Raw genomic sequence first — 23,124 nt, 5'->3', positions numbered from 1 at the left:
CAGAAAAGAGGCCCATCGCGCTTGGCGGCAAAAGTCGCCAAGCGGGCCCGGGGCGTCTAGGGTGAGTAAGTCACTACACACTTTGCTGCGCCGGGACGGCAGGGTGTAGTGACGGAGCCTGATGACCAGGCCAGCTCCCGGTACAGCAGCGAGCACTTCGCGCTCGCGGGAGGAACTGCCATGGGCATATCGGCCAAGCAGCGTCCCAAGGCCGCTCAATCAGAGCCGCCCGAGACACAATGCCCTGAGACGGAATGCTCTGAGACAGGCAGTCAGGATACGGCCAGCCATGACACGGGCGCGCTCGATACGGGTCGCCACGACAGCAAGCGCTGCGATGCGAATCGCCTCAATGCTGGCGGCCTCGACGTATCGGAACACCGGGTGTCAGAGGGTGTGGCGCGAGAACGCTCGAGTGCATCGGCCTTGGCGGGTGAGCAAGGGCCTACTCAGCCAAGCCGAGAGCCGTCGAGGTCCGACGACAGTCGCGGCGTCGATCCTTGCGGTGACCGGGTGGATCAGTTGCTGGATGACATGGCGGCGTTGCTGGACTTTGCGCTGGAAGCGGAAGGCGTGCCGCTGGATGTGGATCTTTCCGCGTATTATCGGGCGCGCCAGCAGCAGAGGCAGAACGTTCCGTTAAGCGGCGCCGACATCGACGGTCTGGTCGCCTGTTACCGGGAGCTGTCGCGCCGCTACCCGGGCATCTCCCCACGCACCTTGGCGGCGACACGTCCCAGCCGGGAAAGCGGCAGACTTCGCGATAGCCGCACCGGGCGCTACCTGATGCGGCTGTGGCAGTGCACCGCGGCGGTGGTGATGCTGGCCATCATCTCCAATGTGATGATGTCAGCGATCGGCGCGGAGGCAGGCATGACGGTTGGCGCTGGTGCGCAGGCCACTCTCCTGGGATTTCTCTACGAAGGTCTGCGTCACACCGAGGCGTTTCTGTATGGAGCGCTCGGGGCCTTTGCCTTCGTGCTGCGGGTCACCGCCAGCCGACTCTACAGCCGCACCTTCGACCCGGCGCGTATTGGCGAGCACGTCAATCGCATCGTGCTCGGTACCCTGTCGGGAGGGGCGATCGTGCTGTTCGTTTCTCAGATTCCCAGCGACAAGGGCGCAGAGGTCGCGCTCAGCGGCGCCGCCCTGGGATTTCTCGCCGGCTACAGTATCGACTTTCTGTTCGGCACGCTGGACCGAATGATTCGCGCCTTGCTGTCCGATGGCAGCACAGACAGTGCCAATCGTGCTGCAAGGGCAAGGCGTGACGCCGATGTGGTGGAAACCCTGGATGAGTTGATGAGCCAGCAGACCGACGCCGAGACCCGGCGCCGGCTTGAAGGCATCATCGAGACGCTGAGACAGCGCCAGCGAGTCTGAAAACGGCGGCTATCCGCTCATCGCCTGGGGCAGGTAGGTAGCGATGCCGGGGAACAGGCTCATGATCACGATGGCCACGATCATCAGCAGGAAGAAGGGCACCGTGGCACGGGTGATCGACATGATGTCGCGGCCGGTGAGTCCCTGGATCACAAACAGGTTGAACCCTACCGGCGGGGTGATCTGTGACATCTCGACGACGATGACCAGGTAGATGCCGAACCAGATCAGGTCGAAGCCGGCGGTCTCGATCACCGGCATGATGATCGAGGTCACCAGCAGGATCAGCGAGATACCGTCGAGGAAGCAACCCAGCACCAGCAGGAACAGGGTCAGCACCACCAGTAACCAGGCCGGTGACAGGCCCATGGCGCCGATCTTCTCGGCCAGGTCCATCGGCAGCTGGGTAAAGCTCATGGCGGATGCCAGGAAGGAGGCCCCGGCAATGATGAAGGCGATCATGCAGGAGGTCCGCACCGCGGCAAACAGCGCCTCCTTGAAGATGGCGGCATTGAAGTGGCCGTTGGCCCTGGCGATCAGCATGGATAGTACGACGCCGGACGCAGCGGCCTCGGTGGGCGAGGCGAGCCCGCCGTAGATGCTGCCAAGAATACCGCCGATCAGTGCCAGCAACGGTAGCAGCTGCAGGCTGCCGGTGAGCTTCTGGCGCAGCGGTATTGCGCTATCACGACGTCCCACCGCGCCCCGCCGATTGCCTACCAGCAGCGACCAGCCGATGACATAGGCCATGAACAGCCCCAGCAACAGCAAGCCGGGTCCAACGCCTGCGATGAACAGTCGCGAGATCGACTGCTCGGTGACGACGCCATAGACGATCATCATGATCGATGGCGGAATCAACAGGCCCAGGGTCGAGGCGCTGGCCAGGGTGCCGATGGCCAGATCGTCGTCATATCCTCGGCTCTTGAGCTCAGGCAGCGTCATCTTGCCGACGGTGGCGCAGGTCGCCGCAGAAGAACCGCACACTGCCGCGAACAGCCCACTGCCGATGATGTTGGAGTGCAGAAGGCGTCCAGGAAGTCGGCCGAGCCAGGGCGACAGCGCCTGGAACATGTTATTGGCAAGCCCAGAACGGAACAGGATTTCGCCCATCCACACGAACATCGGCAGGGCGGTCAGGTCCCAACCGTAGCTCGCGCCCCAGAAGTCGGACGCCAGGATAGGTCCGGGCGCCAGGGGAAAGAACAGCGTCAGCACGATAAAACCGGTGCCAAGCAGGGCGTAGGCGATCCATACGCCGCTGCCCAGCAGCAGTGCCAGGGCCAGCAGGGTAACCAGACTGATGATCAGCATAGCGACGGGCTCTCCACGCAGGGGTAGCAAGGGGGCCGTGCGACAGGGCAGGGGATGTCAGTCATGGCCAGCCTCATCATCCGGGGCCTGGAAGCGTTGTGGTGCCTGCAGCGCCTGGCGTGCGGTATCGATCAAGGCCTCGGCCAGAGCGAGGCTCATCATGACCATGCCGATCAGCAGCACCAGCTGCGGAATCCACAGGGGGATGGCCAGCAGCCCCGACGAGACGTCGTCGTATTCAAGGCTCTCCTGCATCAGCTGCCACAGCGACACGCACAACAGCGCATTGAGCGCCGAGGCGATCAGCAGACAGGCAAGTTCGGTAAAGGCCCGCACCGCCGCAGGAAGACGCTGAATCACCAGCGACATGCGGATATGGGCATGATGGGTGAAGGTGTAGGCCATGCCGAGGAAGGTCGCGCCCACCAGCAGGAAGGAGGCCAGCTCCGATACCCCGGTGATTTCTAGGCCCAGGCGCGAGCTGCCGGCCATGACCAGCACGGCGTCCAATAGACGAAACAGTACCTGCAGGGTAATCAGCGTGCAGATGGCGACCATCGAGGCGGCCGCTCCCCATCCGCCCAGGCGGTAGATGGGCATCAGGCGAAATGTCATGAGTATGCTCCCACCGGAGGGCGGACAGGATCAATCAGCGCGGATGGCCTCGATCGGCAATCCGCGCTGCCTTGGCTCACTCGATGTTGCTGCGGTACTCCTCGATCAGCGCCTTGGCGCGATCATCCGCGCGGCTCTCCCAGTCCTGGAACAGCGTGTCGCCAGCCTCGGAAAGGGCTTCGGCCACCGCATCAACGGGCTCGGATATGGTGATGCCATTCTCCTCAAGGGCCTGGGCGCTGCCTTCCATGTCGGCCTTGCTGGCTTCCCAGCCACGCTGTTCGGCCTGGGCGGCGGCCTCCAGCAGTGCGTCCTGAGAGGCCTGGTCGAGACGGTCGAAGGCCTTCTGATTGACGAAGATGATGTTCTTCGGGATCCACAGGTTGGCATCGGTGAAGTGGGACACGTAGTCCCACGCGGCCATGGACTCACCGGTCGACACTGAGGTGATCATGGCGTCGACGCGTCCCGTGGAGAAGGCCGTCGGAATATCCGACTCCTCGGTTTCGGTGGGTAGGCCGCCGAGATTCTCGGTCAGGCGCTGGGTATTGATGTTGGGAGCACGCACCCTGAGCCCTTCAAACTGGGCTGGATCGTCGAGCGCGATGTCGGTGTAGATGCCTTGGGAGGGCCAGGGCACCGCGTACAGCGGTTTCATGCCCTGTTCAGCGAACAATTCTTCAATGACGGGCTTGCTTGCCTGCCACAGCGCCCATGCCTCGTCGTAGCTGCCGGCGAGGCCCGGCAGGGTGTCGAGTTCAAAGACGGGGGATTCGTTGGACAGAATCGACAGGAAGATCTCGCCGGCCTGGACGGTGCCACGCCTGACCGATGGCTTGATCTCGCCATGGCTGATCAGCGAGCCACCCGAGTGCACGGTAATATCCAGCTCACCGTCGGTGGCCTCGCGGACATCGTCAGCGAACTGTTTGGTGTTGACGGTGTGAAAGCTGGCGTCGCCGTAGGGCGTGGCCAGGTTCCAATCGGCGGCCTGGGCGGCGGATGCCAGGCCCGTCAGTGAGGCAACGGCAACCGCCAGACGAAGAGAGCGGAGACAGGGCATGATGGCGAACCTTGTTGTTGTTGAGTGTGTTGTTGAGTTTGTCGTCGAGTGAGTCGTTGAGTCTGTTGTCGAACCTAGTGATGAGGCGATGCTTGCGTCAGCGTCAGTGAAGGCGGCGTTGAAGATCAACCGACACCACTGACGCAGCCCGGCCCGGTGGTCAGGCCTTCTTGAACAGCTGGCTGTCGCGATCCTTGAACGCCTTGAATTCTAGCGCGTTGCCGGAAGGGTCCTTGAAGAACATGGTCGCCTGCTCGCCCGGCTCGCCCTTGAAGCGAATATAGGGTTCGATCTCGAACTCCACGCCGTGGGACTTGAGCTTGTCGGCCAGGGCTTCCCAGGCTGGCATCTCGAGGACCACGCCGAAGTGCGGTACCGGCACGCCGTGACCGTCGACCGGATTCTTGTGGGCAGCGCTGGCGGCATCCTTGAGCGCTGGATTCAGATGGCAGACGAACTGATGGCCGTAGAGGTCGAAGTCGACCCAGGACTCGGAGCTGCGGCCTTCGGGGCAGCCGAGAAAGTTGCCATAGAATTCGCGGGCTTCGTCGATATCGCGGACCTGGATCGCCAGATGGAAAGGATCGCTGACAGCCATGGGAAGTCTCCGGTTGGATAGGGCGTTATTGACAGGGTAGTGTCAGTGATTCTTGGCCGGGTGAGCTGCTGTCGTCAATCTTGACGCTGAATTTGTTGCTGCGCAGCGATGACGCGAGTCTCGGGGCGATGCCGGTACGCTGCCCGGCGGCTTGATCGAGAATTCAGACAGCGACATCATTCAATGACACTTCATCGACAACAATAAGGTGGCCCTATGCCGATCCCCCTCCTCAACTGCGATGTCGGCGAGAGTTTCGGCGCCTGGAAGATAGGCCGCGATACCGACGTGATGGCGTATATCGACTGCGCCAATATTGCCTGCGGCTTCCATGCGGGCGATCCCGACGTGATGCGTCGCACCGTCGGCCTGGCGGTGGCCAACAACGTGGCCATCGGTGCGCACCCCGGCTACCCGGACCTGGTCGGGTTTGGACGGCGCAGCCTGGCGGTATCGCCGTCCGAAGCGGAGAACCTGTTGCTGTATCAGATCGGCGCGCTGGATGGTGTGTGTCGAGCGGAAGGCTCTCGAGTCCGCTATATCAAGCCCCATGGTGCCCTGTACAACGATATGGCGGTGAACAGCCCGGCGGGCCAGGACCTGCTGCGCGCGACCATGCGCGCCGTGCGTGCCTACGATGCCAGCCTGCCGCTGCTGGTGATGTCCACCGCCGATACCGATGACGTCCGGGCGTTGGCGGCGGAGGAGGGCGTTTCCCTGTGGTTCGAAGTGTTCGCCGATCGAGCCTACGACCAGCAGGGGCGGCTGGTGTCTCGGCGTGAACCGGGAGCGGTGCATCACGATGAGTCGACCATCGTCGCCCAGGCGGTCACGCTGGCCAAGGGGGAGCCTCTGGCGGCCCGAGACGGGACCCCGCTGCAACTGCCTGCGGATACGTTGTGCGTGCACGGTGACAACGAAAGCTCCGTAGCCGCCGTCCGGGCCATTCGTGAGGCCTTCGACCGACTGGAGGAGGCATGACGCCACGCCCACGACTGGAGACAGTCGCCTTCGATAGCCTGATCGTCAGGCTGTTTGATGCCATCGACGAAGCGCATATGCCCTGGGTGCTGGCGGCCACCAACGCGATTCGCCAGCGCCTTGGCGACGCTGCCCTGGAGGTGGTGCCGTCCTACACCACGGTACTGGTCCAGATCGATATCCAGCGACTGTCGTTGGCGGAGGCCCGGACACGCCTCATGGCGGCACTTGATGGACTGTCACCCCAGGCGGCGGAACAAGGCACCCTGCATGAGATTCCTGTCTGGTACGACCCCTCCGTCGGTCCTGAGCTAACGCTGATGGCGCGCCGCTCCGGGATGACGGTCGAGGAGGTCGTCCGCCGTCACTGTGCGCGTGACTACAGCGTCTTCGCATTGGGCTTTGCGCCTGGCTACGGCTTCATGGGGCTGGTGGAGGAGGCCCTGGCGACGCCGCGTCTGGAGACCCCACGGCAAAAAGTGGCCGCTGGCAGTGTCGGTATCGCGGATCGCCAGACGGCGGTTTACCCGGCGCCTTCTCCCGGTGGCTGGAACCTGATCGGGCGAACCGCGGTGAAGCTGTTTGATCGCGAGCGCGAGGGCTACACCTTGTTCAAGCCTGGTGATCGCGTGCGCTTTGTGGCCATCGACCGCGCTACCTTCGAGGCGCAGGGCGGCGACACCACCCCCCAACCCCCGGCCGAGGAGAGCGGCGCATGAGTCTCAAGGTGGAACGTGCGGGACCCATGGCACTGGTGGTCGATGGTGGACGTGGTGGGGTGCGTCATCTTGGCGTGACCCAGGGCGGCGCCATGGACTGGGTGGCGCTGGGATGGGCCAACTGGCTGCTCGGCAATGCTCCGGAAGCCGCTGGTCTCGAAGTCATGGTGGGGGGGCTTGAGCTGGTCGCCGAGGCCGATATCTGCGTGGCGCTGGCGGGGGCGGATCTCGCTGCGCGACGTGACGGCGAGGCCATCGCTCCCGGTCAGGCACTGACGCTGAAGCAAGGACAGCGACTGGTCTTCGAGCGTCCCAGCAAGGGCCTGCGCGCCTATCTGGCGCTCCCGGGGGGCGTGGCCGGAGAAGCGGTGATGGGAAGTCTTTCGAGCACCGTGCGGGAGGGCCTGGGCGGTCTGGATGGCCTGGGACGTCCCCTGGTGGCGGGTGACCGCGTGGAGGCGAAAGCGCCACACCAGCGTGTGAACGCACGAGCGCTGGCCCCAAGCGTGGCAACGCTGGCTGCCTCGTCGGAGCCGCTCGAGCTGGCGCTGGTAGCGGGCGCTCAGCTCGCAAGCTTCGACGGACACAGCCTTTACCGTGCCTTCAACCAGCACTGGACCATCGATCAGCGTGCCGACCGCATGGGCATTCGCCTGACCGGGGCGCGCCTTGAAGGCCGCATGAAGGGCATGGTGTCGGAGGGTATTCCGCTGGGTGCGGTGCAGGTGCCCCCCGACGGCCAGCCGATCATCCTGATGAACGATCGTCAGACCATCGGCGGCTACCCGCGTCTGGGTGCGCTGACTCCGCTTGCCTGCGCGCGCTTGGCCCAGTGCCTGCCCGGGACACGGGTCCGCTTCAAGGCGGTGTCGCCGGAGTGCGCCCGCCGCGAGCACCTCAACCAGTTGGCCTGCTGGGAGTGACGGCGGGAGCTCTCTGTATCCCGAAGGGGGTCAGGGAACCGCCGGCAGGTGGAAGAAGAAGTCGCTGCCCTGGTCAACCTGGCTGCGTACCCCGATACGGCTCTGGTGCAGCTCCAGGATGCCGCGCACGATGCTCAGTCCCAGGCCGCTGGTGGTGCGGTCCTTGTGGGGGGTGTCGTCGGACTGGTAGTAGCGGTTGAAGATGTAGGGCAGGTCCTTGTCATCGATGCCGCAGCCGGTATCGCTGACACAGACGTAGACGTGGTGGTGGTCCTCTTCCAGGGTGATGCTGATCTTGCCGCCTGAAGGGCAGTGACACAGGGCGTTGCGAATCAGATTCTGCAGCACCCGCTGAATCATCTGCACATCGGCGAACACCTGGATATTGCGATGGGTAGCCGGGGTGTACAGGGTGACGCCCTTGTCCCGCGCGCACAGCGAAAACTCCTGAACGATGTCGTAGACCAGTTCGAGGATCGAGAATACCTCCCGCCGGGGCTCGATATGACCGGTTTCGAGCCGAGACAGTTCGAACAGGTCGTCGATCAGCCGAGACAGGCGCAGGCAGCTATTTTCGATGGTGCTGAGATGACTGGCCAGCTGTCCGTCATCGAGGGTCCGGCGCTTGGCCTGTACCGTCTCGGTATAGGCTTGGATCGTGGCCACTGGGGTGCGCAGATCGTGAGAGACGTTGGAAATCAGTTCTTTGCGTAGCCTGTCCATGTTCTTGAGGCTTTCGAACTGGGCCGAGATACGACTCGCCATGGCGTCGTATTCAAGATACAGCCGATAGATCTCGTCGTCGGGTAGAAAGGCATTTGGATCAGCAGGCTCGGCCACGAAGTCATTGCGCGTAAAGCCCTGCATGGTCGCCAGCAATCGACCGATACGTTGGGTGATGAAGCGCACGCTGAGCAGGCTGATCAACAGTGAGGTCAAGAGGATGCTGACGAGAAGCAGCAGCGCGATCTTGGCGATGTAGCTGGAGAGAAGGTCGCTGGCGATGGTGTCATAGGTCTTGCCGCCGAGGATCGCATAGAGGTAGCCGGGAGCCCCGTTGGGTAGAGTGATGCGGGTGGCCGAAAAGGTCTTGTCGCCGTCGATGCTGCGCGGATCGGTGCCGTAGAGGGGCGGTTGCCTTCCCAAGGTAGCCTGGCGAGCATCCCGGGCGATGAAGTGTTCCACCGGCGCCAGCGCCACCTGCTGGCGCCTGATTGGGTTGTCGTTGGCGACATGGGACAGAATCCTTCCGCTGGCGTCCAGCAGGTAGATCTCCACGCTGGGATTGACGGTCATGGCGAGGGCGGCCAGGGCGTCGAGGGTGGCCTGTAGATCCTCGACCTGGCTGAACTGGTATTGGCGGGCGATATAGTCGGCGATGGGCGCATTGAGTTTCTGGGTCACCTCCTCGTGATACTGTCGCATCAGAGCGTAGCCAGACACGGCGATGGCAAGGCCCATCAGGGTGGTCACCACCGTGATCAGTACCGCGATCTTGGAATACAGGGTCTTGAGCATGCGCCTGTCTCTTCGACGAAGGACAGCCTGCCATCAGTGCTCGGCGAAGCCGTCCGGATCCAGTTTGTAGCCGACACCCCAGACCGTGATGATGCGCCTAGGCGCGTTGGTATCGGCTTCTATCTTGCTGCGCAGGCGATTGATATGGGAGTTGACGGTGTGCTCGTAGCCGGCATGACCGTAGCCCCAGACCTTGTCGAGCAATTCGGCTCGGCTGAATACGCGATTAGGGGCGCTTGCAAAGAACAGGAGTAGATCGAATTCCTTGCTCGTCAGCTCGATATTTTGCTCCTTGATGGCGGCGCGTCGGTAGTCGGGATGTATCCTGAGCTGCCCGACCTCGATGGGTAGCTGGACCGGAGGTGGCGTGCCCGCGTGGCTTGCCTCCAGGGACTTGAGCATGTCGAGCCGGCGCAGCTGGGACTTGATCCGCGCCACCAGTTCGATGATCGAAAAGGGCTTCACGACATAGTCATCAGCACCGTGCTCGAAGCCGGTGAGTCGATTGAGCTCGGAGGAGCGCGCGGTGAGCATCATGATCACCGTCATCGGCGACTTGTGACGCAGCGCTTCGCAGATACCCAGGCCGTTGTGAACCCCGGGGAGCTGGATGTCGAGCAGTGCCAGGTCCCAGGTACACTCAAGGGCCAGACGCATGCCGGTCCCCGCGTCGTGGGCTAACGCTACGTCGGCGCCCAGATCGTCCAGGTGGGACTTGAGCAGCCGCGCGATGTCCACTTCGTCCTCGACGATCAGTATTCGGTTGTTCAGCATGGATCAGCGGTTCACCACCTTGGCAGGACGCTTGTCGATGAAGGCCTGGAGCCCTTCCTGGCAGTCATCGGTATTCCACAGGCCATGATACACCCGACGCTCGAACAGCAACCCCTCTGCCAGTGACGTTTGCTCGGCGCGGCCGATTGCTTCCACCGCCGCCCGGGTCGCTACGCCCCCGTAGCTGGCGATGAGTTCGGCCTGGGCACGCACCTGATCATCGAAGTCAGCTGTGAAGACCCGGGACACCAGTCCCATGTCGCAGGCCTGGTGCGCGCTGATGGTGCGACCGGTGAGAATCAGCTCCATGGCCTTGGCGCGGCCTACCCGGCGGGTCAGGCGCTGGGTCCCGCCCATCCCGGGAATCAGCCCCAGCTTGACTTCCGGTTGACCGAACACGGCTTCTTCGCGGGCATAGATGATGTCGCACATCATCGCCAGCTCGCAGCCGCCACCCAGGGCACAGCCCTTGACCGCGGCGATCTTGGGGACCTTCAGGTCGGCAAAGGCCTGCCATTCAGCGAACATGTCGTCGCATCTCAAGGCCTCGGCATTCCTGCTGGCCAGCATCGAGATGTCAGCACCGGCACAGAAATGATCGCTGGTCGAGCCCAGCACGATGCAGCCGATGGCCTGGTGGCGTTCCAGGGGTTCGATGATCTCCATCAGCCGGTCGAACACGGCACGGTTGAGGGCGTTCAGCTTGGACGGGCGATTCAGCGCCAGGTACAGCACTCGATTGCGCACTTCGCTGATCACGCTGGTGCTATCGATATTGTTCATCTTGTGTTCTCCAGGCGGGTTCAGGAGTCCCAGATGGCGCCGAAGGCGGGAATGCCTCGGCTTTCCATGGCGTACACCACCCTGTCGGTGAGTGTCTTGTTGGCGATGACGATGACCGCTTCGGCACCACTCTCGCGCCAGGCCCTGGCGGTCAGCGTCACCAGGTCGGGGCGTCCCTGGGTGTCGGTATCCCAGATCACGCAGTCAGGCTGTGCGGTAAGGATCTCGTCGACCAGTGCATCGCCATAGGTAACGCGGGGGGAGCGGGTCGACCACAGCGTGTTGGAGGGCACCTTGCCACTGAGGATATGGGGGAGCACCGGGCCGATACCGCTGCCGGTCGCAACCCATAGCACCTTGCGAAAGAGCTGATCGACATTGCCGACGCCGGCGGTGGGAATGCCCTTCACCCACAGTCGGTCGGGAAGGTCATCGATCAAGGCACCGGTCCAGTCCCCGGCCCGGGAAATCGCCAGGCGATAGCCGCTGGTGGTCGGGTGGGGAATATTGGCGAAGGCGTGCCACTCAAGTAGCGGCCGTCGACTCAGCGTGGTCGAGGAGCCGACCAGCGGTGTCACGCCGTAGTCGAAGTAGGCAATCGCCACATGACGGGAAGGCCGCTCGAAGCGGACCGGTACGCGCCTGAGGTGGCACCAGGGCAGCACCACGCCAAGAGTCACCAGCGCCAGGCATGCGAGCTGCCAGCTCTGGGAGGTCACCTGCCAGGCGATCGCCAGCAGCGTATCGGCTGACGTCAGCGTGAGGTGGTCCACAGCGGGGGCCAGACCTCGCTCGAGCATCAGTGACACGCTGAGCACCCAGAACAGGGCGAGCAGGGCCCAGCCGGCCAGGCGATGACAACGCTCGAACACGTCGTGGATTCGCTGGCGCCACCAGGGCATGGCGGTGGCCAGCATCAGCGCCAGCAGGGCGCAGATGGCCATGACCAGAAAGGTGGAGAGCGGGGACAGCGGGGACATGCCGTGGCCTGCGATGGCCATGGCGGTGGCGCCGGCGAACAGGGCAAACCAGACCGAGCCGGCCAGCGCGGCGCCGACGTGGATGCCGCCGAAGTGATAGACCTTGCCTGCTGCCCAGCGCAGCCACAGGGGCGCCCCGAGCGGCAAGGAGGTGGCCACCTTGAACAGCAGATTGATGACGTGCTGCTGGCGGATCAGGATGGCGACGGTGAAGTTCACCAGGGCGGCGTCGGAGAGCAGCATGAGCGGCGGCCACTGGCCAAGCCACAGGGCCTGGAGCTCGGGCCACATCCACCAGGCGTTGATCGCCAGCACCAGCACGATCAGACGATGATAGGGCTTTATCCAGGCGTGGCGGGCCACTCGGTGCCAAGGGTGCTGGCGTGGCAAGGCGTCGTCGCACGCCGGCGTGCTGGTGTGCCGGTGCTGTGGCGAAAGGGTAGGGGATGCGTCGGCCAACTTGGCGACCTGGGTCGGTTGATTCATGGTCTGCGTGGCTCCTTGGCGGGTCAGGTGCTCATACACCGTCGCGCTGGTCGAGCAGCGCACGCTTGTCGATCTTGCCGCGAGAGGTGCGAGGTAGTTGGTCGACGGCGATGATGTCCTCGGGGTGGCAGTAGTAGGGCAGGTGCTCCGCCAGTAGCCGGCGTATCGCGGTCACATTCACCGTGGCTGGGGAGACGAAGGCCACCAGCTGGTCCTGGTGTTTGAGGGTCACCGCCTGGCGGCAGCCAGGGTGGCGCTCGATGACTCGCGAGACACAGTCCAGCTCGACGCGGAAGCCCTTGATCTTGACCTGATCATCGGTGCGCCCCAGATGCTCGAGTTGGCCCTGGGACGTCCAGCGGCCCAGGTCGCGGCTACGAAACATCATCGCCGGGCCATGCGGGCCCGGCGCCACGAAGGGGTCGGGACGGTAGCGTTCGGCGTTGAGCCCAGGGTTGTCGAGGTAGCCTTCGGTGACGCATAGCCCGCCTGCCCACATCTCGCCGACCTCACCGATGGGCAGTGGCCGCAACTGTTCATCCAGTACGTAGACGGCGTTGTTGGGGGTCGGGGCGCCAATGGTCAGGGCCGGTAGCTCGGGGTGGTGTTCGTGAAGGGTGTTGACGATGGTGGTCTCGGTGGGGCCACAGGCATTGATAAAGCGGCAGTGGCTGGCCCATTCATCGGCGAGCGGACGCGGGCACGGCTCGCCGGCCACCGCCACCACCCTGGCCCGGGGACAGTCAGTGGCGCGCACGCTCGCCAGGATGCTGGGGGTCGCAATGATAACGTCGGCCTGGCGCACGGCATCCACAATGGCGTCCTCGCGAATCAGCAGCGTCGCACCGTGGGATAAGGCACCAAAGACCTCCCAGGCGGCCATGTCGAAGGCGATACACAGGATCTGCGCTACCACCATGCCTGGCGCAATGCCCAGATGGCCCGGAGACAGATGCAGGATGTTGCAGACGTTGCGATGGCTGACGCAAACGCCGTTGGGTGTCCCGGTCGTCCCTGAGGTGAACAGCACAAAGCAGCGATCGTCAGGCTGGATCGCTGGTCTTGCTGGGGGCTGGTCGCAGGGCGCTTGGCTTGAGCCCGAGACGAAAGGATCGACATCCACGAGCACGAGCGGGGTGCTTGCCTCGAGCAGAGAGGCGATCTTGTCGTGGTGGTAGTGTTGCGTCAGTACGACCTGAATGCCGGCCTTGGCGACAACATGTTCGAGCTGGTGGCTTGGGGCGATGCCGACATCCTGGGGGACGTAGGCTGCTCCACACTTGAGCACCGCCAGCATGCCGGTGACCATCTCGATGGAGCGACGCACGAACAGTCCGACCGAGTCGCCAGGTCGCACGCCCAGACGCTGGAGGTAGGTGGCCAGGCCGTCGGCGGCCGCGTTCAGCTGGGCATAGGTAATGTGGCGCCGGCCATGGCGAATGGCCGGCGTGTCAGGGTACCGCGCGACCTGGGCCTCGAAGGCGTGATGCAGGCAACGATAGGGCAACGCCTGACGGGGGCCGAAGGAAAACTGTCGAAACAGGGTGCGGTCGAGTGCGCCTAGACCGAGCAGGGCGTCGTGATAGTCGGCGTCCACTTCCTGTGTCGGTAGCCGTTGCCTGGCGGCGGGCGCCAAGCGGCTCTGGGCACTGCTGTTACCGGTGGTCTGCATGGATCGATCCTCATGGACGATAGCGGTTGCAGACTCACCTTAGGAGGCGGATATCCCATCCAGTTCACGAAATCTTCACAAGTTGGTGACGTTTCAAGAAAACGCCACCCCTTGCCATATGGGTGAGCGACTCAGAACTGATAGCTCACGGTAGCACTGACGCTGCGCTCGGCGCCGAAGTAGCAGAACTCGAGGGAGTTGCAGGACGCGACGTAGTCTTCGTCCAGCAGGTTGTTGACGTTGAGTCGAGCGCTCACGCCCTCAAGTCCGACGCGGCTGAAGTCGTAGCCAAGGGTGGCATCGACCAGGGTGTAGTCCGGAACCGACTTGGTGTTGGCGCGATCTGCCTGGATATCGGCGTGGTAACGCACCCCCAGGCCGGTGTTCAGGCCGGCCAAAGGTCCGCGGGCGACATCGTAGTAGCCCCACACTGAAGCGATATGCTTGGGTGAGTAGATGGCGTCGTTGCCCTCTTCACCGGGGACATCGCTCTCCTCGTAGGTAATGTCGGTGTAGGCGTAGCTCGCCTGCATGCTCAACTCGTCGGTGAATTGGGTGCGGGCTTCAAGCTCAATGCCTTGGGACTCGATCTCACCAATGGCGCGGTAAGGATCCGTGGGCTGCTCCTTGGTCGCCACGTTGTCTTGAGTGATGTGGAACAGGGCGATGGAGTATTGGTCCTGGGTGCCCAGCGGCTGATATTTCAGGCCGGTTTCCACCTGCTCGCCTTCCATGGGCTCAAGCAGATCCCCTGATGCATCGACGAAGCTGGTCGGAGTGAACGCCGTGGAGTAGCTGACATAGGGTGAGACGCCGTTATCGAAGGCGTAGAGAAGGCCGGCCCGTCCACTGAACTGAGTTTCATCCAGTTCGGAGCTGTCACCGCTATCGCGGTTGGTATTCTCGATGTCGACCCAGTCGTAGCGGCCACCCAGGGTCAGATGCCAGCGGTCCCAGCTGATCTGGTCCTGCAGGTAGACGCCGGTCTGCTCGAGCTCGTGGGTCTCGCGAGTGGTCACCGCGATGTCGCCGACGGGGCCTGCACCGTAGCTGGGGTTGAAGGCATTGATCTGCGGGAAGGTGCCACTGGACCAGGTCACCTCGTTTTCCCGTGTCTGATAGTCGACCCCCGTCAGCACGCGGTGGTTGAGCCCGCCGGTGGTGAAGCTGGCCTCGAGCTGGTTGTCTACCGTCCAGGCTTCCAGGTCCTCATCGGCGCCTGAATAGTAGCGATAGAGCTCAGTGTCGTTGGCCCAGCCATAGGCATAGACCTGGTCCATGGTGACATCCGACTCCAGGTACCTGAGCTTCTGGCGAGCGATAAGCCCGTTGCCGAAGCGATGCTCCAGCTCATAGCCGAAGAGGTTCTGGTCACGCTCGAAGTTGTCGTAGTCGTCTTCGCCTTCGAAGAAGGTGTTGTCGATGTGCTGGCCGGCGTGGCTGGTCACGGTGCCCTCGTAGGGCAAGCCCGCGTGATAGCCACCTTCGGGTTCACGAGACAGGTAGGCGTTGAGGTTCAGGGTGGTCGCGTCGGTGATGTCCCAGGTCAGTGACGGTGCGATGGCATAGCTTTCTTCCTCCACCGGGTCGAACTGGGTATCGGCGGCGCGGGCGACGCCGGTCAGGCGGAAGGCGGCGCGCTGTCCTTCGTCGACGCTACCGGTGATATCGAAGGCCGCACGGCGCTGGTCGTTGTTGCCAAAGCCGACCTGGACCTCTCCGGTGGGGGTATCGGTGAAGGTCGGCCGCTTGCTGGTCAAGGCCACCAGCCCACCGGGGGAGGCTCGACCGTAGAGCACCGAGGCCGGGCCCTTGACCACCTCGACACTTTCCAGCATCCACGGGTCAATCTTCAGTGAGCTGTAGCTGTTGCTGTCGCCCATCAGTTTCAGGCCGTCGAGGAAGGTATTGCTCACGCTGCCGTCAGAGAAGCCGCGCAGAACGATGTAGTCGTAGCGGTTGGATGCACCGATCTGATTGGTATAGACCCCTGGGGTGTAATCCAGAGCCCGCTGCACGGACTGGGCACCGCGTCGCTCGATGTCCTCGGCGCTGACGCTGGAGGTGGCCTGGGGGGTCTCCAGAAACGGCGTGTCGGTCTTGGTGGCGGCTTCACCGGTGACCGTCATGGTGCTGAGTTCTGCGCTGTCGGCCGCGCTGTTGTCGGCGGCTTGTGCCAGGGCGTTAGCAGAGAGCATCAGCGACGACAGGCCAAGCATCGCCAGCGATGCACGAGAGATGGCGGTCGCGAGTGGCGTCGACGCCCATTGGCGGCGCAGGCCGGGGGAGGTCATTGTGTTCATGGAAGGGCTTACCGTATGAGTCGAGCCAGGAGATGGCGTTGGAAGCGTGTTTTTCGGTAATGCGAATTATTCCATTTTAATGGCGCCATCTTCCTATGCGTATCGCCAAGATCCTTATGCGCGGTGACAGGCTGTTGAACGATTGCCGTGCCAAGCTGGTGGGAGTGCTGCGGCTATGCGTGAGCCACCGCCTAGCCGATATCCCGGGGGGATACCCCGAAGCGACGGCGGAAGGCGGTGGAAAAATTGGAAGCATGGCCGTAGCCGCTGTCGAAGGCGGCCTGCTGTACGCTGGCGCCCCGAGACAGCAGCTCATAGGCCAGCATCAGGCGGCGTTCGCGCAGGTAGTCGAAGACCGAGACACCGAACAGGCGCTGGAACTTTGCGCGTAGACCGGATTGGCTCATGGAGGCGAGCTCGGCGAGTTGCTCGAGGCTGTAAGGGTGAGCAGGGGCATCGTGCAGGGTCTGGCGTACCCGCTCCAGGCGCTGGCGTTCTGCCAGCTGCAGACCGCTTTGGTGCGCTCCGGGATGACGCAGGCCATGGGCCAGCAGCTGCAGTCCGATCGCCTCCAGCAGCAGCTGGCGCTGTCCTGGCGAGGGTTGCGGCGTGACCGCCTGCTCAAGCATCGGTGCCAGATAGCCGGGCAGCGGCCAGACATGCAGGTGAGGGCGCGGCGAGTCGAGTAGTTCGGTGATCTCAGGACGTTGGCTAAGCGCGTGGATGGCCGCTTCATCGAGGGACAGGTTCAGCGTGCGCAGGCGCTGGCCGGCGTCCTGGTGCACACGCAGGGCCACCTGGTCGGCGAGCCTGGCGCTGAGCGCGCTGCCGGCGGAAAGGCGCTGGCGACGCCCGCCCTGATCTACCTGAATGGCGCCCTCCAGGACGACGCAGACGAACAGGGGGGAGGCCATGGTGGAGCAGGAGTCATACGGCGTCAGCACCTCGACGTCGGAAAACGTCAGATGCCAGCCAGGGCGTACCTGCTCCTCGATCACACGCCCCCTGAGCACGGCCAGGTCGCGGGCCACCTGGGGCGAGCGCATGCCGGCGAAGCGATAGTCGATGCCGTGGCGTTGCGCAAAGCCCAGAAAGTCACCGGCGCGAATGAGGCGTGGCTGGATGCCTTCGGCAGGCGCGCCGACGAGAGGGCGGGATCGGGCTGGGGGCATGGTCAGCCGGCGGCAACGCGAGACGTGGCGTTGCGCAAGGAGGGCCGACGCGCTTGGCGCTCGCCATCGTCCTTGGCCGCAGGGAAGGACTGCACCACGCTGTTGGTGTCGCCAGACTGGCGCTGGTTCTGGTTCTGGTTCTGGCGCTGGTTCTGGCGCTTAGCCGCGGCGCGGGCTGCCAGGGCATTGTCATCCAGCGGGCAGGTGCCGCAGTAGGCCAGGTCATCCAGGCGGTAGCGTAGGCAGCATACGCGGCGAATGCGCTGGGTCTCGCCTTGATCGTCCTGGAGGTAGCGAACCGGCATGAACAGAGGGTTGCGCCGGCCATCGGGATACACCCGGTGATCGAGCAGCCGCAGCGCTTGCTCGGCGGCGTCGGGTGAGCCCATGGGGTGTGTGTGAGCCCCACGGGCAAAGTAGTCGAAGTAGCCGCCGAAGTTGCTCCAGAATACCTTGGGCGAGGCGCCGGAAACGCAACCCAGCATGTCGATCAAAGGAGCAATATGGCCTTGCAGCAAGCGCTCGAAGCGCTCGAAAGCATCCAGTGATGGCAGCGGGGTGCCCTCATGGCGTAAGGCAATGCCGTGGGTGCAGCCTGATTCGTTGAGATAGATCCCCATTTCGTCCAGTGCCACCGGCAGGTCCCGCTCCAGCAGCAGGTTGGACGCCAGTGTGTGGGCGGCAAGCTGGCTGAAGTGCCATTTCGACCACAGTGAGGCAACGGCCTTGAGATCCTCTCCCTTGAACTGCGTGGTGTAACGCTCGATCAGCTCGTCCAGCACGCCAGGCTCGAGCAGTGTCTCTGCTGGCATGGCGTCGTCGGGCAAGGTCGCTGCCACAGTAGGCACCGTGAGGTGTTCCAGGGGACCGCAATACAGACGGGAAAGCGCTGATGTCATGGGGCGTCCTGCAGGCCGGAGGCTTGAGGTCGAAAGACCAACGGCGACTACAGTAGATTAAATGCGAATTGTTATCAAGGGAAGTGATTCTCGTTAGGCTTTGTCCGAAACGTCGACGAGCGAAGGTTAGACAAGGCAAAAATCGGTGAGAAAGCGCAGTTTACGTGGTGTAAATGAGCATTTTGAGGCGATTTTTAACGCCGTATCACCGAGCGCAGGCACTTTTCGTAAAAGCCCTAGCTGGCATCACCTTGATGGCTCGCCACACCTGGCTTGCGCTCGGCCCTTCTGCCAGATCCGAGCACATGTCCACGCGATCAAGGGTCATCGAGCGACATAGCACTTGCGCATGGCCCTCATGGACGACGCCTTCATGGTCAGTCGATTTCCAGTGCCAGTGAATGCTGGCGCTATCGGCATCGGCGGTGGTTCCAGCGTCGGCGCCAGCCACGTCCTCGACCAGTGTCAGCTGCACGCCACCGGCGGCGCTGGTGGCGTCGTGCTCATCGAGCCAGCCGAGCAGGGCGACCTCGGCACACTGCTGTACCGGTGTCAGCGCGGACGCGCCACGGTAGCCGGGTAGATAGCGCCTGCCCTGAGCTTCGGCCTGCAGCATGGGCAGCGCGTGCTCGGGATCGATACGGCCGTACTTGCGCACCGGAGACAGCACGATGATGCTGGCGGCGAAGCGGCAGCCACCAAGGTGGCTGCTTTCCCACACGTCAAACGGCAAGCGCTGCTGCTCGACCGCGTGCGCCAGGGCCTTGTAACTGCGAAAGCCATAGCGAGCGCAGCACTTGTCCTTCTTGCCATGGGTACAGCACAGCACCACATCGTCGCGTTGGGGGAGCGATGGCCAGGCGGACAGGTCGGAACCCGAGGCCAGCGCCTCGGCGAACGCCAGCAGGGCATCGAGATCCAGACGCAGGCGCTGGCGCTCTGGCATCAGCATGACCTCGTGGAGGCCGTCTGGCTGGTCGCGCCGGTGAATCAGGTTGACCCGGCGACCGCTTGCGGCCAACCCATCCAGGCTGTCTTTCAGGCGCTGTGGCATGTCGCTGGCGTGGCGCAGGTTGCGCTGCCATTTGGCCCGGGGCCAGCTGATCAGCAGGTTGCGCTCGGCGTGGGCGCCGCTGCCGGGCAAGGGATCGTCCAGCTGGCGGCTGAGGTCGGTGCAGAAGGTCTTGTTGATCACGGCGGTATTGATGGTGGTGTGGCTGGCGCTGTTCATATCGGCACGGGAATTGCTGTCACGATACTGGTTTTCACGAGGCGGGTTTTCACGAGGCGGGATCTCACGGTGCGTGGGGCACGGGCCGCGTGCAGGCGGCGGCTTGGTCGCGGTCTTCCAGCAGTGGGCTGCCGGCCCTGTCCGAGCGTCGCTTGAGCGGCACGCACAGCGGCCTGCCGCTGGCCGGGTCGTGAATCACCTGGGCGTCCAGGTCGAAGACCTGCTTGAGGTTGGCGCGGGTAAACACCTCAGCCGGCGTGCCGCTGGTGATGATGCGGCCGTCCCGCAACATTACCAGTTCGTCGGCGTAGGCGGCCGCCAGGTTCAAGTCGTGGAGCACCAGCAGCAGGGTGCGACCCTGGTCGTGGGCAAGGCCGGTCAACAGCTCGAGCAGATCGACCTGAACCTTGAGGTCGAGAAACGTCGTGGGCTCATCGAGCAGAATCAAATCGGTCTGCTGGGCCAGGACCATGGCGATCCAGCAGCGCTGGCGCTGACCTCCGGAGAGGGCGTCCACGTGACGATCGGCGAACTCGGTCACGTGGGTGTAGGCCATGGCTTCGGCGATGACCTCGGCGTCACGACGAGCGTCACGCTGCCATAGTCGCTGGTGCGGGAAGCGCCCCATGGCCACCAGTTGGCGCACGCTGAGGCCTTCCGGGGCGGTCGGTCCCTGGGGCAGCAACCCCAGCCGTTTGGCCACCTCACGGGTCGACTGATGGTGGATCGCCTGGCCATCCAGCAGCACTTGTCCCGACTGCGGGCTAAGCGTTCTCGCCAATGTCTTGAGCAGCGTCGACTTGCCACTGCCGTTGGGCCCAAGCAGTACCGTCAACTTGCCCGGTGCGATGGTGATGTCGACGCCATCCAGCACCACCCGGTCTTCGTATCCCACTGTCAGGGCTGTCCCCTGAAGTCGATGTGACGCTGCCTGGCGAGGGGCCGGGCGCGAAGGCTTTGGCGGAAAAGAGGGGGACGACGACATGGGGCGCGTCTCTGCTGAGGGCGAAATGGCTGTCGACGGTATGACAAAACATTCTCATTTTCAATCTGGCGAAACAGCTTGCAGCACTGTTCGTGCGCTTTTGACTAGTCGTTTAAGCACAAAATCTTGTGAGGTTATGACGAACGGTTCGTTCGAACATCATGGACAGCGCAAATTTGATTAATTAGGATAATCGTTCTCATTTAGAGATGCGGTAGTAACAACGACGCAGCACGATATCAGATGAGAGGCGTGCAGCAGGACCTCCGCTTGCGGAGACCCATTGGGAACAGGGAAGGCTTGACCGTCATGTCGGCCGATGTCGTCTCTCGCGCTGGAGTCACCGCCTCCGCCACGGGCGAAGGGGGCGACAGGCCTGAATCAGTCGCTGCGCAGATCATTCGAACGATAGCTCCACAAGGAATAACGCACGACATGAATCGTCATGCTCTATGGCCCACCGTCTCACTACTGAGCCTCGCCATTGCTCAGCACGCCGCGGCGCAGACCAGCGCTTCCTCGTCTTCCTCCGATGCAGCCCGTGCAGATCAAGGGCCGACCATGGTGGTGACCGCCTCGCGGACCAATACCACCAAGGAAGACTCGCCCCAGACGGTGCGCATCATCACCGAGGAAGAGATCGCTCAGCAGCTCGATGTGACCACGGACTCGTCGCAGATCCTGAGCAACCTGCTGCCGTCCTACTCCCCCAACCGCCAGAAAATGACCGGCAGTGGCGAGACCCTGAGGGGCCGCACGCCGCTGTTTCTGATCGACGGTATTCCCCAGTCGAATCCGCTGCGTCCCACCGGCCGTGAATCGCACACCATCGACTTTTCCCAGGTCGAGCAGATCGAGGTCATTCAAGGGGCCAACGCGACCAACGGTGTGGGGGCTGCTGGCGGGGTGATCAACATCATCACCAAGCGACCGGAGCCGGGTAGCTTCAACCAGCACTTCAGCGCGCAGCTGACCACGCCCACCAGTGAACTGGACGGCGACACTCTGAGCTACAAGACCGACTACGGCTTCAGCGGCAATGAGGGTGCCGTGGACTACGTGTTTGGCCTCAGCTATGAGGACCAGGGGCTCTATCTGGATGGCAAGGGCGATCCTGTCGGGGTCGATAACACCCAGGGCGATCTGATGGATTCGCGCAGCTATGACCTGCTGGGCAAGCTGGCCTACTGGATCGACGACAACCAGCGCGTGCAGTTCACCCTGAACCACTACGACATCGAAGGCCACAATGACTACGTCAGCGTGACCGGCGACCGCGATGCGGGCATCCCGACCACCTCCGAGCGTGGCACGCCCGAGGGCGATGCGCCCTACAACGAGGTGTGGACGACGGGCCTGAGCTATGACAACTACGACCTGGCTGGCATGCAGCTGAGCGCCCAGGCGTACTATCAGGATTACGAGGCACTGTTCGGAGCCACCGATTCCGGTACCTTCCAGGACCCGTCGCTGGCGCCGGTGGGCACCTACTACGACCAGAGCTCTGCCAAGACCGAGAAGTTCGGTACCAAGGTCTCGCTGACCAAGGACGACCTGTGGGATGACCGACTGAAGCTGACCGGTGGCTTCGATACCCTGTTCGACGAGACCGAGCAGTACCTGTACGGCAGCGGCCGCACCTACGTGCCGCCCACAGACTACACCGACCTGTCACCGTTCTTCCAGGCCGAGTTCGCCCCTGTCGATTCCCTGCTGCTGTCCGCCGGTGTGCGCTACGAGTACGCTGAGCTGGATATCGATGACTACCAGACGGTATGGGCCAACAACGGTGTGGACGTGGAAGGCGGCAACCCCGACTTCGATGAAACGCTCTACAACGTGGGCGCCGTATGGAAGCCGGTGCAGGGTGTAAGCCTGTTCACCAACTACTCAGAAGGCTTCTCCATTCCCGATGTGGGACGAGCGCTGCGAGGGATCGATACGCCGGGACAGTCGGTCGACAGCATCGACAACCTGCGCCCCATCGTCACCGAAAACATCGAGACCGGTGTGCGCTACGAGAACGATCGGCTGGCGGCTGAGTTGAGCTACTACGAGTCCACGTCCGACTTCGGCAGTCGTCTGACCGAGCAGGACGGTGTCTTCATCATGAACCGTCAGGAAACCCAGATCACCGGCATCGAGGCCTCGGTGGACTATGCCTTTACCGAACGCCACTCCGGTCGCCTGGCCTACTCCCATATGACGGGGCTGTACGACAGCGACAACGATGGTGATCTCGACGCCGAGCTGTCCGGCCTGGATGTGTCGCCGGACCGTCTGGTCGGCAGCTGGTCCGCCAACTGGACCGACAAGCTGTCCACCTTCCTGCAGGCCAACTACGCCTTCGACGAGTCCTACGATGAAGAAGAGCGTGAGTTCGATGGCTACCTGCTGGTCGATGCCGCGGTGGGCTATCGCCTGCCGACCGGCAAGATCAACGTCGGTGTTTCCAACCTGCTCGACGAGGACTACATCACCTACTACTCCCAGAGTGCGCTGGTCAACGACGACCGCTACTTTGCTGGCCGTGGCCGCACCCTGACCCTGGGCTATAGCGTGGAGTTCTAGGCGCGAACGTTCAGGAGCGCTTGATCAAGGCCCGCCGTCAGGACGGCGGCGGGCCACTTGAGCGGCCCTGGCCAATATCTCGCTGACGCAGCACAGCACCCCATCACCATTACCGCCACTTCAGCGGGACCGGATCATCCAGAAGCAGACGTAT

At 63.3% G+C, this 23,124-nt stretch carries 19 protein-coding genes; 5 read left to right on the top strand and 14 right to left on the bottom strand.

What is annotated here, in order from left to right; genetic code table 11:
- Positions 1-180: 180 nt before the first annotated feature.
- Positions 181-1,383 carry a hypothetical protein gene (locus JF545_RS04410; protein ID WP_206939616.1) on the top strand — a complete coding sequence of 401 codons (1,203 nt, stop codon included), beginning with the start codon at positions 181-183 and terminating at the stop codon, positions 1,381-1,383.
- Positions 1,384-1,392: 9 nt separating this feature from the next.
- Here JF545_RS04410 and JF545_RS04405 read toward each other — a convergent pair whose 3' ends face one another.
- From JF545_RS04405 to JF545_RS04390, 4 genes are all read right to left on the bottom strand, one after another.
- On the bottom strand, positions 1,393-2,697 hold the full coding sequence (locus tag JF545_RS04405; protein WP_206939614.1) for a TRAP transporter large permease: 1,305 nt from the start codon (positions 2,695-2,697) through the stop codon (positions 1,393-1,395).
- 57 nt (positions 2,698-2,754) lie between these two features.
- Positions 2,755-3,312: a TRAP transporter small permease gene (locus JF545_RS04400; protein WP_206939612.1), complete on the bottom strand. Its 558-nt coding sequence runs from the start codon at positions 3,310-3,312 to the stop codon at positions 2,755-2,757.
- Between the two features lie 76 nt (positions 3,313-3,388).
- A complete protein-coding gene (locus JF545_RS04395; RefSeq protein WP_206939601.1) occupies positions 3,389-4,375 on the bottom strand; it encodes a TRAP transporter substrate-binding protein in 987 nt (328 codons plus the stop codon).
- Positions 4,376-4,535: 160 nt separating this feature from the next.
- Positions 4,536-4,973 carry a VOC family protein gene (locus JF545_RS04390; RefSeq protein WP_206939600.1) on the bottom strand — a complete coding sequence of 146 codons (438 nt, stop codon included), beginning with the start codon at positions 4,971-4,973 and terminating at the stop codon, positions 4,536-4,538.
- A 216-nt stretch (positions 4,974-5,189) separates the two neighbouring features.
- On the opposite strand from JF545_RS04390, the gene JF545_RS04385 reads away from it, so the two are divergent.
- Genes JF545_RS04385 through JF545_RS04375 form a run of 3 tightly spaced genes read left to right on the top strand, consistent with a single transcriptional unit; the run spans position 5,190 to position 7,596 of the window.
- On the top strand, positions 5,190-5,954 hold the full coding sequence (locus tag JF545_RS04385) for a 5-oxoprolinase subunit PxpA (protein ID WP_206939598.1): 765 nt from the start codon (positions 5,190-5,192) through the stop codon (positions 5,952-5,954).
- Positions 5,951-6,673, top strand: a complete 723-nt coding sequence (gene pxpB / locus JF545_RS04380) for a 5-oxoprolinase subunit PxpB (protein WP_206939596.1) — start codon at positions 5,951-5,953, stop codon at positions 6,671-6,673. Before JF545_RS04385 ends, pxpB begins: the two co-directional genes overlap by 4 nt.
- On the top strand, positions 6,670-7,596 hold the full coding sequence (locus JF545_RS04375; protein WP_206939587.1) for a biotin-dependent carboxyltransferase family protein: 927 nt from the start codon (positions 6,670-6,672) through the stop codon (positions 7,594-7,596). The genes pxpB and JF545_RS04375 overlap by 4 nt, the downstream gene beginning before the upstream one ends.
- A 30-nt stretch (positions 7,597-7,626) precedes the next feature.
- Here the strand turns inward: JF545_RS04375 and JF545_RS04370 are convergent, their stop codons facing one another.
- The 10 genes from JF545_RS04370 to JF545_RS04325 all read right to left on the bottom strand — a co-directional run bounded on the left by JF545_RS04370 (position 7,627) and on the right by JF545_RS04325 (position 20,309).
- A complete protein-coding gene (locus JF545_RS04370; protein WP_206939586.1) occupies positions 7,627-9,114 on the bottom strand; it encodes a sensor histidine kinase in 1,488 nt (495 codons plus the stop codon).
- Positions 9,115-9,147: 33 nt separating this feature from the next.
- Positions 9,148-9,888 (bottom strand): response regulator transcription factor, encoded by a 741-nt coding sequence (locus tag JF545_RS04365; protein WP_206939584.1) that lies wholly within the window; start codon positions 9,886-9,888, stop codon positions 9,148-9,150.
- A 3-nt stretch (positions 9,889-9,891) separates the two neighbouring features.
- The gene (locus JF545_RS04360; protein WP_206939582.1) at positions 9,892-10,671 is read right to left on the bottom strand and encodes an enoyl-CoA hydratase-related protein; all 780 of its coding nucleotides are present in this window, start codon (positions 10,669-10,671) and stop codon (positions 9,892-9,894) included.
- A gap of 20 nt (positions 10,672-10,691) precedes the next feature.
- On the bottom strand, positions 10,692-12,137 hold the full coding sequence (locus JF545_RS04355; RefSeq protein WP_206939580.1) for a hypothetical protein: 1,446 nt from the start codon (positions 12,135-12,137) through the stop codon (positions 10,692-10,694).
- Positions 12,138-12,168: 31 nt separating this feature from the next.
- Positions 12,169-13,809, bottom strand: coding sequence for an amino acid adenylation domain-containing protein (locus tag JF545_RS04350; RefSeq protein WP_206939578.1), 1,641 nt, complete (start codon positions 13,807-13,809; stop codon positions 12,169-12,171).
- Between the two features lie 131 nt (positions 13,810-13,940).
- Positions 13,941-16,103, bottom strand: a complete 2,163-nt coding sequence (locus JF545_RS04345) for a TonB-dependent siderophore receptor (protein ID WP_431606257.1) — start codon at positions 16,101-16,103, stop codon at positions 13,941-13,943.
- Positions 16,104-16,303: 200 nt separating this feature from the next.
- On the bottom strand, positions 16,304-17,284 hold the full coding sequence (locus JF545_RS04340; RefSeq protein ID WP_206939576.1) for a helix-turn-helix transcriptional regulator: 981 nt from the start codon (positions 17,282-17,284) through the stop codon (positions 16,304-16,306).
- A gap of 2 nt (positions 17,285-17,286) precedes the next feature.
- Positions 17,287-18,183, bottom strand: coding sequence for a siderophore-iron reductase FhuF (fhuF, locus tag JF545_RS04335; RefSeq protein WP_206939574.1), 897 nt, complete (start codon positions 18,181-18,183; stop codon positions 17,287-17,289).
- Between the two features lie 205 nt (positions 18,184-18,388).
- Positions 18,389-19,414, bottom strand: coding sequence for a sucrase ferredoxin (locus JF545_RS04330; RefSeq protein WP_242520691.1), 1,026 nt, complete (start codon positions 19,412-19,414; stop codon positions 18,389-18,391).
- Positions 19,415-19,478: 64 nt separating this feature from the next.
- Positions 19,479-20,309 carry an ABC transporter ATP-binding protein gene (locus JF545_RS04325; RefSeq protein WP_315900564.1) on the bottom strand — a complete coding sequence of 277 codons (831 nt, stop codon included), beginning with the start codon at positions 20,307-20,309 and terminating at the stop codon, positions 19,479-19,481.
- 525 nt (positions 20,310-20,834) lie between these two features.
- Here JF545_RS04325 and JF545_RS04320 point away from each other — a divergent pair.
- Positions 20,835-22,970, top strand: coding sequence for a TonB-dependent receptor (locus JF545_RS04320; protein ID WP_206939570.1), 2,136 nt, complete (start codon positions 20,835-20,837; stop codon positions 22,968-22,970).
- The last annotated feature ends 154 nt before the right edge of the window (positions 22,971-23,124 follow it).

Source organism: Halomonas litopenaei, from assembly GCF_017303055.1.
In the GTDB taxonomy this organism is placed as follows: domain Bacteria; phylum Pseudomonadota; class Gammaproteobacteria; order Pseudomonadales; family Halomonadaceae; genus Halomonas; species Halomonas litopenaei_A.
The sequence above is the reverse complement of the archived record's forward strand: the minus strand, read 5'-3'. Positions and strand labels throughout refer to the sequence as shown.

Coding starts and splice junctions, on each gene's coding strand:
- JF545_RS04360 (WP_206939582.1), bottom strand. CDS start 10,671: ATGAACAATATCGATAGCACCAGCGTGATCAGCGAAGTGCGCAATCGA.
- JF545_RS04350 (WP_206939578.1), bottom strand. CDS start 13,809: ATGCAGACCACCGGTAACAGCAGTGCCCAGAGCCGCTTGGCGCCCGCC.
- JF545_RS04340 (WP_206939576.1), bottom strand. CDS start 17,284: ATGCCCCCAGCCCGATCCCGCCCTCTCGTCGGCGCGCCTGCCGAAGGC.
- JF545_RS04355 (WP_206939580.1), bottom strand. CDS start 12,137: ATGAATCAACCGACCCAGGTCGCCAAGTTGGCCGACGCATCCCCTACC.
- JF545_RS04390 (WP_206939600.1), bottom strand. CDS start 4,973: ATGGCTGTCAGCGATCCTTTCCATCTGGCGATCCAGGTCCGCGATATC.
- pxpB (WP_206939596.1), top strand. CDS start 5,951: ATGACGCCACGCCCACGACTGGAGACAGTCGCCTTCGATAGCCTGATC.
- JF545_RS04370 (WP_206939586.1), bottom strand. CDS start 9,114: ATGCTCAAGACCCTGTATTCCAAGATCGCGGTACTGATCACGGTGGTG.
- JF545_RS04345 (WP_431606257.1), bottom strand. CDS start 16,103: ATGACCTCCCCCGGCCTGCGCCGCCAATGGGCGTCGACGCCACTCGCG.
- JF545_RS04330 (WP_242520691.1), bottom strand. CDS start 19,414: ATGAACAGCGCCAGCCACACCACCATCAATACCGCCGTGATCAACAAG.
- JF545_RS04400 (WP_206939612.1), bottom strand. CDS start 3,312: ATGACATTTCGCCTGATGCCCATCTACCGCCTGGGCGGATGGGGAGCG.
- JF545_RS04395 (WP_206939601.1), bottom strand. CDS start 4,375: ATGCCCTGTCTCCGCTCTCTTCGTCTGGCGGTTGCCGTTGCCTCACTG.
- JF545_RS04410 (WP_206939616.1), top strand. CDS start 181: ATGGGCATATCGGCCAAGCAGCGTCCCAAGGCCGCTCAATCAGAGCCG.
- JF545_RS04405 (WP_206939614.1), bottom strand. CDS start 2,697: ATGCTGATCATCAGTCTGGTTACCCTGCTGGCCCTGGCACTGCTGCTG.
- JF545_RS04385 (WP_206939598.1), top strand. CDS start 5,190: ATGCCGATCCCCCTCCTCAACTGCGATGTCGGCGAGAGTTTCGGCGCC.
- JF545_RS04375 (WP_206939587.1), top strand. CDS start 6,670: ATGAGTCTCAAGGTGGAACGTGCGGGACCCATGGCACTGGTGGTCGAT.
- JF545_RS04320 (WP_206939570.1), top strand. CDS start 20,835: ATGAATCGTCATGCTCTATGGCCCACCGTCTCACTACTGAGCCTCGCC.
- JF545_RS04365 (WP_206939584.1), bottom strand. CDS start 9,888: ATGCTGAACAACCGAATACTGATCGTCGAGGACGAAGTGGACATCGCG.
- fhuF (WP_206939574.1), bottom strand. CDS start 18,183: ATGACATCAGCGCTTTCCCGTCTGTATTGCGGTCCCCTGGAACACCTC.